The sequence below is a fragment of the uncultured Succiniclasticum sp. genome (genome assembly GCF_902793885.1).
Lineage (GTDB): Bacteria > Bacillota > Negativicutes > Acidaminococcales > Acidaminococcaceae > Succiniclasticum.
This window is the reverse complement of the sequence record NZ_CADBFF010000042.1, coordinates 1-10,580: the sequence shown is the minus strand read 5'-3', so window position 1 is coordinate 10,580 and position 10,580 is coordinate 1. Positions and strand designations below refer to the sequence as shown.

Sequence of the window (10,580 nt, the reverse complement as noted above, 5' to 3'; positions counted from 1 at the left end):
GAACTGAAAGACGGCGACCTCAAACATGTTGCGGGCGGAGCGAAAGACCCTGGCGAATGTAGAAATTTAGAATCACGCTATTGAGGGTTTAATGGTAAATCCCAATTTTGCACAGTAAGACTACGAAGGAAAGCAGCGAAAAAAAAATAAATACCATGATAAAAAACAAAGGATGCTGAACGATTATTGCTCAGCATCCTTTTTTGCTTTTAGTATAAGAAACTCATGTTATATCTGACCAAAGAAAAGACTTTATACGATCCATCCTTAAAAAAGATTATAAGTAATAGTTCGTCGTCGGCGACTTCATTTTTGAATTCGATCTGTTGTTCTTTTAGTTTGCCGGCGGGAATGATATAGTAATACGAAATGCCGGAAACTTCATACTCGCAATCATCGTAATCAATATTACGGCTGGTAAGCAGAAGAGCTTTCGGGTTTTTCTTCAATTCCGGTACCTCCTTCTTCAAGATTAAAAAAAACACAGCGGCTGCTATTTTTACTGTTTACCGAAACTCTTAACCAGTGCTCGTCAAGGTCATTTTTGAAAAAAGCACGGATACAGAAATGCACCCTGGTTTTAATATCATCATGCGTCTGAACACCACAAAACAATGGATGCGTCTGATGTGGCAATACGACACAAGTGTTATTATAGCACTACGATTGAAACTGTCAATGACAGTTTGGTAAAAAAATCGCCAGGCGCGTCTGGAGATTTTGTGCGTAAAAAAACATAAATTTCTGAAACCCACACAGCGACTGGCGTGCGCGGCGTTTCTCAAAGTCCGTACAAACGGACTGGCAAAGTTATAAAATTAAAGTAGGTCAAGCAAATAAGCAAATAAGCAAATAAGGGGGCCAAGGGGGAACCAAAGAAAAGGGGGCAAGCCATGATAATCGTTTATATAATTCTGCTGTTTATTGCAGTACTTTTATTTATGCTGCTGCTGGGCTTTATTGACATCGTTTACAATTTAATCACGGGCAAGACGTCAAATTTGGCGGAAAAATTCTGCGAAGCTATGAATGTGATTGTTGGCGTGATATGTGCTGCTGTCTGCGGCATTGGTATTCCTGTCTTAATCTTGTGCTTACTGTTTGTAATTGGCATGCTTATTATTGGATAAATTTAAATGGGAGTATAATATTAGTAAAAGTTAGATTGCAACGATAATATAAATGTTTTTGGGAGGACGTTATGGGCGTGGACTTTATTATTGGTGATGTTACCACACTGCAGGCGGATGCGGTCGTTAACGTAATTAATTATGAACTGAAGGACGGCGGCTTAGTGAATTATGCCATTCATAGAGCTGCAGGGCCTGAATTAAAAGAATACAGCGGAACGATCGGGGCGTGTCCGGTAGGCGGAGCAAAGCTGACGCCCGGTTTCAATCTGCCTGCCAACTATATTATTCACACAGTGGCTCCACTGTGGAGGGATGGCAACGAACAGGAAGAAAAATGGCTGGCAGCCTGCTATCTGCGTTCTTTGGAACTGGCAGCAAAGTACCACTGCCGGAAGATTGCGATTCCTGTCATCTGCAACGGAATTTCCGATTTTCCCTTCGGCAAAGCGCTACAGATTGCGTATGACACCTGCCAGTATTGCCTTACCGAAAAACAAATGGCGTTAGATATTCTTCTGGTGCTTTATGTCTGGGATTTGCGATATAACGCAGAGTCTGAAAGGGCTGCTGCCATGTTTAACATAGTGGCGGAGTATGTCAATACGAATCATCAGCTGGAAGAGGAAAAAATAGAAATGCTGCGGCTTGCAGAAGGTGCGAAACCGTATCTTCCGGAAAAAGCAGAATATCCCCGGGAAATTATGATGCCTGATGGCGCAACGCTGACCGTTTTTCCGCAAGGCGCCAACGTACGTTACTCTTTACGCTACGTACGTCCTAAGGAGAAGGAACTGCCAGACAAAAATGAATTTGTTCCTGAAGATCCTTTTACAAAAAAGTTATTGCGTTACATAGATGCAAAAAATATGACTGCGCCTATGGTTTACAGCGAAGCCGGCTATGACCGGAAACTGTTTTCCAAAATCCAGAGCGATCCGGAGTACCACCCCAGAAAATATACAGTGGTGCGTTTTGCCCTGGCGCTGAAACTGAATGAAGAGGAAACAGAAGACCTGTTAAACGCTGCGGGGTTTGCCCTGTCGCGCAGTATGATTACCGATATTTTAATTAAATATTGCATTACGAACGATATGCGTTCCGTAGAGGAAGTAAACAATATTTTAGAAAGCTGGGGCTTGGAGACTATTTAAAAATGTCGCTATCATGGCGACCACGGACATGAATTAATGTGCTATAGTAATCATGCAAGCGGGAACAATTAGTAAGCAAATGAATAAAATTGGGTGCGTGAGAAAAAATGGAAATTTTGCTCATTCCAGTGGTTGCTATAGCAGTCGGAATATACACTTATACAAAAGCAAAAAAGAATAGAATGGCACAGGCTATAAGCGCAGCGTTCATGCCCGGATTATTTTTTGGCGCACTTGTCTGGTGTCTGATAAGTGGAAATTTCGGTATCGTTTTTCTAGATATTGCAATAGTTGGCATTTTAATTGCTTGCTTGTATTTTGGTTTCATACGTTTCAAATAGGTTTGCTTGAGGATAAAAATGGAAATAAAAGGAAAATTTGGAACTGCAATTTGCTATGCAAATGTAATTGATGTTGGGGCGGTGGAACAGATTCGGCGGATGCTTGACTGCCAGTTTATGGAAAACAGCAAAGTCCGGATCATGCCGGACGTTCATGTAGGGACGGGATGCACGATCGGTACCACCATGACCATCGTGGATAAAATTGTTCCTAACCTGGTTGGTGTAGATATTGGCTGCGGCATGCTGACCACCCATATTAAGGAGAAGGATATTAATTTTGAAAAACTGGATGCCGCGGCACACGCAGTTCCTTCCGGATTTAATGTGTGGGAAGAGAAGCAGAAAGATTTTGACCTGACCCGGTTCCGTTGCTATGAACGGCTGAGACACAAAACATATCTGGGGCTGAGCCTGGGAACGCTGGGCGGAGGGAATCACTTCATTGAAATGGATCGGGGTTCTGATGGGGAACTGTATCTGATCATTCACACCGGGAGTCGGAATCTGGGATTACAGGTTGCAAACTATTACCAGAAGATGGCCATTGATTTAAACCATGGTAAGGATGAATATCCGGAAAAATCGGCAGAAATCATTCGTACACTGAAAGCAGAAGGACGGAAGAGAGAGATACAGGCAGCTTTGAAACAGCTGAAGCTGGAAAGAAAAGATAAAGGTGTTCCTGATGACCTTTGCTACCTGTATGGCAAATACATGGATGATTACCTGCACGATATCGTCCTGTGCCAGCAGTTTGCGAACGAGAACCGGAACATGATTGCGCAGAAAATCATTGAAATGTGCGGCTTTACTGTGGTTGATCAGTTTACCACCATCCACAACTACATCAATGTGGATGAAATGATTCTGCGGAAAGGAGCCATTGCGGCACCCAAAGGCGAGCGGGTTCTGATTCCGATGAACATGAGGGATGGCTGCATCCTGGGTATCGGTAAGAGCAATCCGGAATGGAATAATTCCGCGCCTCACGGTGCCGGACGGCTGATGTCCCGGAGAGAAGCGTTCCATAACCTTAACATGGAAGAATACAAAAAAGCCATGGAAGGAATCTATTCCACGACCGTGGTGGAGGAAACGCTGGACGAAGCGCCGATGGCATACAAGAGTGTGAATGACATTCTTGCCACGTTAAAAGAAACGGTAGATGTAGTTGATATTTTAAAACCAATTTACAATTTTAAAGCTGCAGAAAAGTAAGAGACATTAGGGTTCATCTAAAAATGTCGCCATCATGGCGACCACGGGCACAAAAAAATATGCTATAGTAATCATGCAGGGTTCGTCCCGGGCTGGTACGCCGCGGCTCTATTATAAAAGGCAAAACCGTGTAGCTGTATTAAAACAGCAGCGGTCTGAAAACAGTCCTTCACGGCAGTCCCTGCATTGGAAGCAGGTGTACCGAGCTGTGAAGGACTAATAAAAAAATCAATTTCAGCAATGAGTTTTCGGTCGACGGCTCGTGCGGAGCCAGTGCCAGTAAACCATTTGCTGAAAACAGTCCTTCACGGCCCCCGGGTTTGTTATCCGGTTTTGTGTGCCGGGAAGGACTAATTTATAAAAAAAGGAAACCCTGACAGTGTGTTCAAAACCGCTATTAACGGCACACCATCAAGGCCCTGGACAATTATAACAAAACTACATGCCAAAGACAAGATCTTATTTGATTGAGCTATAGATTGAAATGGGGTAAGAAGTATGCAACCATTAGACATAATTGAATTCAAATTAACGCAATTTACGTTTGGACCAGACCGTGAACCAAGCAATGTGGCGGCTATATACGTTAATGGAAAAAGCTTTATTGATATTGCCGAGGAAGGTGAACTGCCAAGTGCTACAAAGAATGGAGAAGCGGGGAGGGCAGGAAATTACGTATGGACAAGAGTTTGGGAGTTGTTTGATGAGCTGACAGAAGTTCAGGACATCGATTCGGACGATTACTGTGAGCCAAGGATTTTGGATTGCGGGTGCGGCTGTTTTGGTTGCTGGCCCCTACATGTAAAAATTACAGAAACTGAAGATATTGTTACATGGTCAGGATTCTATAATCCGTTTAAAACCGATCCGTGTTACAGCGATTTGTGGGACTATTCCGGCATGCGTGCTTATCATTTTGATAAAAAACAGTATCGTAAAGAATTATTAAAACTGTATAAATGGCTGGATATGGAAACTGATAAAGAGACGGATGCACAGCAAACAACACTTGTTGCCCCTTCTAAGACAGAAATGTATTCCAAAGAAGCCTGGGATGAATATCATAAAGATAAAACCTGCGGGTTTGTTTCTCAATGCCCCTGTTTCTTTTTCAAAAGAAAGTATGAGGAAGAAGATGGTGGATTAATAGCCGTTAGCCCCGGGAATGGTTCGACATGTTTATATATAGCTGACACCGATTTCTATTTTTTTCGGGAAGCGATTACGTTTTCTACAGGGAAAGTTTTTGATGACCATGCCCATTACGAATTTACCTGTAAACAGTGGTATCAAATTATAGAAACTGCCGAAAAAATACTTTGCTTGAAGAGTCTGGAAGAAGTGCTTGATTTTACGGTTCAACGGAAAATTACAGGTTTGAAGGATAGGTTTAACAGGGAACAATATATATATGTGGCTGATTTGATGCGAGAGTGTATTGAGATTGCAAACGGAAGTGAAAGAGAAAAGTATCAGAGACAGATAAAGGATATGAAAGACTGGACGCTTCTTGTTTTAAAAGAAGATGAACTTATGAGAGTCAGCGGTTTATAAAGAAGTGAAACAGTGATGCGGTAAGTTTGGTTCGGAGATCATCAAAAATAGGTAAGGATGTGGGTGTGAATGAAGAAAAAACATTTTAAAAATCTTTATACTACGAAGAACGTTCCGAAACAGCCAATAACGTGTGGGGGAGTACCGTCAGAATATCACATAACAAAAACAGTAGCACAGGATCAAGAAAGCGAAATAAAAACACATTACGACTGTTATGAAAATAGCGTGTTTTCTCGCCACACATGGTCTGCACCGATTCTGTTCTCTCCAGTTGAATTGAAGAAAAGGCTGGATTCTTTTAAGTTGGAAGGACGAAAGATTGCAGATCTCAAACTGGTCGGCTTGAACTATTGTCTGCAAAGTTATCATCTCGAATCTCTGCTGTTAAAAGAAACAGATGACGCGGAACAGATAATAGATTATGAAGCACCCATCGGTATCTATGCTGAAATAGATGAACCCTTATTGATTCGCTTTGAGGATGGGGATGTGTTGGAAATGCTGGAAGAAACCGATGGAGAACACCGGGTAAGCATGAACCGTATTCCCTGGGACATTAAAGCAGGTACTAATTTTCCTAATATAGATGCTTCGGCATTCTTTAAGGATTGTATAGGGAGAACTATCACAGCAGTAGAACTACATATCTGTGACCTCAGTGAACGGGAAAACTATTTTCAGCCCTGGAATCCGGCAGAGGGCCAAACCGATTTTGTCAAAAATATTATTTTGCGGTTTGATGATGGTAACGGATTGAAGTTCTCGGGATGGATAGATTTTTGCAATGTGGATTACGTAGACTGCAATAATAACCATGTAACGAAATCCTTCAAAGAGATTGCATCGGCATACTATGATTTGGATGGAGTCCTTGAGGATATACTTAACGAATAATATTTTATATAGTTGGGGCTTGGAAACCATCTAAAAATGTCGCCATGATGGCGACCACGACCATAAAAAAATGTGCTATAGTAATAATGGGAGGAACAATAATGAATTGAAAGAAGCCTTTGACAGCGGTGGACCTATTTCCGGTTTTCGGTACGCTTGATATCGATTTTGACCGGTCGTCCACTTGCTGTCAACTCCGGCGTACTTGCTCGATAAACGAGCTGCGTCGGATTTAGAGCAGGACCGTCGTCTGCTTCATCAAGACTTGTAAAGTCTCCGGCAGGGCGGCTCTGCTCTGCTTTATGAACAGAAGTGTTTCCATCTAAAGTATGATGTAAAAGGAGTAAACTGATGGCAGACTATCAGGAATCAAGACCTTTATCGGATGAAGAGTGGGATGAAGAAATGGATAAAGAATGGGTTGAGAAATATCTCAGAGGATGTAAGGACATCACGAAGCCCACTGACCGCAACCCGCATTTCCTTACAGCAAGCGGAAAAGAAGTTGTGGTGGATACTACGGAAAAGTTTGAACTTTTTTTCTACGGTACCGGGCTTTGTCCATTTAACGCCCAGCGGCTTGCCTATCCGTGGCCGGATGATGGTCCATACTGGATGGATGACCCTGAAGCCGGTAAATGGGGGTTTATAGACACAGAAGGGAACGTGGTGATTGAGCCGCAGTACGTGTATGCGATAGGCCCTTACGGTTCTGAATGCGAAGAAGAATATTATGTTGTTGCAAAAATGATTGACGGGAAACCGCGTTGGGGTGCTCTGGATCATACCGGAACGGAAACAATTCCCTGCCAATATGCAGTTATACAATATACTGACTATAACATGGTAGTCTATCAGGAAGAAGATAATGGTTTATACGGTCTGATGAAGATTGATGGAACCGTCTTATTAAAACCAAAGTTTGCAGATATTGATTATACCAACATTGACATGAATAGAAAGGTACTTGTCGCAGGGACTGATGTATTTTATTTTTTTATGGTGTATACTCTTTAGAGCAAGATCGGTTTTTTATTCCATGTAAGTTTGGTGTTATTTTCCTGTTTGAAGAACATATACAAGCTTATTATCCCCAGCTTTCCGATTATGATGATATTAAAAATGATGAAAGCGAGTATGCAGAGTTTCTAGTTCTTGTCAGGAAGAATAATATTGAATTCGGAGGATATGAATACTTTGATTATGAAGGTAACCTGTTAGATAAAATGGAAATAGGAAGAAAGGAATATCACAATCAGCTTTGTAAAAAAGAATAGTATTTGTCGCCGTAAAAGCGAACACAAGAATTAAAAGTTGTGATATAATATAACTGTAGTAAGGAATGAAAAATGTTCCCCAAAATAATTTCATAAGTGAACCCAATTGACCATAAAGAGTGCGCGAGAGACAAGCTCGGTGACCGCACAGCAACCTGCCTACAGGGCAAGGTGCTAAAGCTTGTATGATGGGATGTTGAGAATTCAGCCCATCATTCCGATGGGCTTTTGTTTTTACATACAGCCCGTCACCATGATGGGCTATTTCTTTTGCCCGGTGATGAAGGAAAGGAGCGGATAGGAAAAAAATATTTCATGATATAAAACCGGATACAAAACATAATCTGATAACAAGATGAGTAAAACGAAAGGTGGAACACAATTGGTAGAACAGAAGAAAAAAGAAAGCAAATTAGATTTGACAGTGAAAACATATCCGAAAGAAACCAGACCTACCGCACAAATTTATTTTGGATTCAGGCCACCGAAGAACTGGCGATTGAACTCGATATTACAGAAAGATTCCGATTATCAGAAACTAAGAAAAGCATGGGACAACGAAACGGATCCGGAGATAAAAGAGCAACTGCATATGAAACTGCTTGAATATAGGGCGAAGGTCAGAAACGTACACAACCTTCCTGATGAAGACTAAAATACAAAAGCAGAAAACCGAAAAAAAGATTAATGGTACGAGGAGGATTCGTTATGAAAAAGATCACAGATAAATCCAAAAACATGAATGGAAATCACGAAGACAAAGAACAGAAAAAGATTCCCACAAAATTTGTCCTGTACTGTGATTATCCAGGCTGTGAATTCAGGGAGGAGATGGAAAATCCGGAGATTGATTGCGACAAGGAAGATGATTATGAATTCTCAATTGAAGACGTGTTATACGACTTACAGGACAAGATCAGTGACACGTTATACAGCGAGCTGGATTATAACGAACTTTTAGGCGTCCATTACACGGAAGACGACGTAGCCGCGCAGGGACATTTCTGGTACGGTGAAGTACGGACGTCGGAATTCGGGGATGCCGATCTTCCCCTGAACGAAGACGTCAAAGTCTACCTGGACTGCATCGCGGAAGACGGGACAGTACTGGAGACACATGAAATCAATATCGAAGAATATATCAGTTTAGACAGAATTAAAGAAACCTTGATGGAATGTGGCCTGTTTGACTCCACGGACGAATATATTGAAACCGCGCTGGATAAATTTGTTGAAGAAACCGGCTGGCACGTCGGGTTGCAGAAAGGCTCGGAACGGATTGAAGATGTTACCCGGTGGCCAGCGCCAAACAGAAGAGGGAGCTGGATCGATGAGGACGGCACCGAAATGTATCCGTGCCTGTGGTACGGCTACAACGACGGAAGTCTGTTGAGTGAAGAAGAGGACAGGATATGGAATATTGATAACGGACTGGATTTCTGGTTCAGCTACGATCCGGAAAGTTATCTTGTTGAGTACGACTATGACGGTCATGCCGGTTGCTTTGGAGGGATGATTCCCGATATTGAAGAAATCCGCAAAAAGTGCCCCATTTTATTGGAAGAGAACGACACAGAAGAAAGCATCGACGCAAAGGTGCAGGCGTATTGTAAAAAACAGTATAAGAAAGCGCATAAATTAATAAAGAAGATGTGAGACTAAAAGGAGCAAAACAAAATGGAACTGGACAAGCAATTGACTTTGGAAAGCACGAAGGAGATTACTACGACATCGCGTCAGAAAAATAAGTACGACAAGGCGTACCGGAATTGCGGGTCTGAACTGGCCCTGTACTGCATCCACTCGGAGTCGAAACTAGAGGAAATCCTCAATATTGCGAAAAAGGAGGAATAACGCAGAATATGAAAGAGAATAAAAATATGAAAACCTGTGATAACCGTGATTATAATTTAGAAATGGGCAAAAATTACTATCATGGGACAGGCGTTAAAATAGATTACCGCAAAGCTGCCGAGATATTCGGCAGGCTTGCGGAACAGGGAGACGCAGATGCCCAAAATTATTTAGGCGTTATGTACGAGAACGGTCAAGGTGTAAAGAAAGATTATGTTAAAGCTGCAGAATGGTTCAGAAAAGCAGCTGAGCAGGGGTATGCGCTTGCCCAATATAATTTGGCAAAAATGTATGAGCTTGGCAAAGGTGTGGAATACAATGCTGCCAAAGCAGCTGAATGGTATGAAAAAGCTGTGGAACAGGGGGATGCAAGCGCACAGAACAATTTGGCTTTTCTGTACAGACAAGGATACGGCGTGCCTAAAGATCCTGCCAAAGCTATGGAACTGTATGAAAAAGCAGCCAGAAATGGATGCACAACTGCCCAGCTTAATTTAGGGTATATGTATGAGATCGGCAAAGAAACCGGACAGGATTATGTTAAGGCAGCGGAGTGGTACAGAAAGGTTGCCGAACAGGGTATTCCGGCAGGTGCGGCTAATCTTGCAGAGCTATATGATAAGGGCAACGGTGTCCCGCAGGATTATGTTGAGGCTGCAAAGTGGTACAAAATTGCTGCCGAACACGATATAAAATGCGCTCAAACCAGGTTAGGGGAAATGTATGAAAAAGGGTTGGGCGTTCCGCAGGATTCAGAAAAAGCAGCATACTGGACAAAGAAAGGGGTATATTTTAGATCCTGGATTTTTAATATGAAAACCCTGTTCGATAGGAGTAACCGGTATAAAAGGCTGAACGAAATGATTGCGAAGGTAACCGACCCGAAGCTAAAAAGCAGTCTTATCAAAACACGGGATGAGTATTGGAACAGGATACAGAAACTGAATAAACCAAATTTTACGGATGAAGATTACTATCAGATAAAGCAGGAACATGAGCGCATGGATGACTTTATCAGTAAGATGGAAAAAAATGTAAAATAGTACGATTGAAGTTTGAATGAAAAACTCATTGCAAAATAGGTTCTTAAATTTCGTTTTTAAACAATGTTTCATTGTCCTTTTGAATGTTTTATATGCTATAATTTCATTA

11 protein-coding genes and 1 riboswitch are annotated in these 10,580 nt (G+C 41.9%); of the genes, 10 read left to right on the top strand and 1 reads right to left on the bottom strand.

Annotated elements, in window-relative coordinates:
• Positions 1 to 209: 209 nt before the first annotated feature.
• Positions 210 to 449: a hypothetical protein gene (locus QZV31_RS12590; RefSeq protein WP_093730264.1), complete on the bottom strand. Its 240-nt coding sequence runs from the start codon at positions 447 to 449 to the stop codon at positions 210 to 212.
• 444 nt (positions 450 to 893) lie between these two features.
• Here QZV31_RS12590 and QZV31_RS12585 point away from each other — a divergent pair, with 444 nt between their 5' ends.
• The 10 genes from QZV31_RS12585 to QZV31_RS12540 all read left to right on the top strand — a co-directional run bounded on the left by QZV31_RS12585 (position 894) and on the right by QZV31_RS12540 (position 10,471).
• The gene (locus QZV31_RS12585) at positions 894 to 1,130 is read left to right on the top strand and encodes a hypothetical protein (RefSeq protein WP_295361265.1); all 237 of its coding nucleotides are present in this window, start codon (positions 894 to 896) and stop codon (positions 1,128 to 1,130) included.
• A gap of 71 nt (positions 1,131 to 1,201) precedes the next feature.
• The gene (locus QZV31_RS12580) at positions 1,202 to 2,284 is read left to right on the top strand and encodes a macro domain-containing protein (RefSeq protein ID WP_295361263.1); all 1,083 of its coding nucleotides are present in this window, start codon (positions 1,202 to 1,204) and stop codon (positions 2,282 to 2,284) included.
• Positions 2,285 to 2,643: 359 nt separating this feature from the next.
• Positions 2,644 to 3,846, top strand: coding sequence for an RtcB family protein (locus tag QZV31_RS12575; RefSeq protein WP_295361260.1), 1,203 nt, complete (start codon positions 2,644 to 2,646; stop codon positions 3,844 to 3,846).
• A gap of 498 nt (positions 3,847 to 4,344) precedes the next feature.
• Positions 4,345 to 5,400 carry a hypothetical protein gene (locus QZV31_RS12570; protein WP_295361257.1) on the top strand — a complete coding sequence of 352 codons (1,056 nt, stop codon included), beginning with the start codon at positions 4,345 to 4,347 and terminating at the stop codon, positions 5,398 to 5,400.
• Between the two features lie 69 nt (positions 5,401 to 5,469).
• Positions 5,470 to 6,297: a hypothetical protein gene (locus tag QZV31_RS12565; RefSeq protein ID WP_295361255.1), complete on the top strand. Its 828-nt coding sequence runs from the start codon at positions 5,470 to 5,472 to the stop codon at positions 6,295 to 6,297.
• Between the two features lie 351 nt (positions 6,298 to 6,648).
• Positions 6,649 to 7,314 carry a WG repeat-containing protein gene (locus QZV31_RS12560; protein WP_295361252.1) on the top strand — a complete coding sequence of 222 codons (666 nt, stop codon included), beginning with the start codon at positions 6,649 to 6,651 and terminating at the stop codon, positions 7,312 to 7,314.
• Positions 7,315 to 7,681: 367 nt separating this feature from the next.
• A riboswitch (SAM riboswitch) is annotated at positions 7,682 to 7,766 on the top strand.
• Positions 7,767 to 7,956: 190 nt separating this feature from the next.
• On the top strand, positions 7,957 to 8,229 hold the full coding sequence (locus QZV31_RS12555; RefSeq protein WP_295361250.1) for a hypothetical protein: 273 nt from the start codon (positions 7,957 to 7,959) through the stop codon (positions 8,227 to 8,229).
• A gap of 53 nt (positions 8,230 to 8,282) precedes the next feature.
• Positions 8,283 to 9,230: a hypothetical protein gene (locus tag QZV31_RS12550; protein ID WP_295361248.1), complete on the top strand. Its 948-nt coding sequence runs from the start codon at positions 8,283 to 8,285 to the stop codon at positions 9,228 to 9,230.
• Positions 9,231 to 9,251: 21 nt separating this feature from the next.
• Positions 9,252 to 9,428 carry a hypothetical protein gene (locus QZV31_RS12545; RefSeq protein ID WP_295361245.1) on the top strand — a complete coding sequence of 59 codons (177 nt, stop codon included), beginning with the start codon at positions 9,252 to 9,254 and terminating at the stop codon, positions 9,426 to 9,428.
• Between the two features lie 8 nt (positions 9,429 to 9,436).
• A complete protein-coding gene (locus QZV31_RS12540) occupies positions 9,437 to 10,471 on the top strand; it encodes a tetratricopeptide repeat protein (RefSeq protein WP_295361242.1) in 1,035 nt (344 codons plus the stop codon).
• Positions 10,472 to 10,580 lie beyond the last annotated feature (109 nt).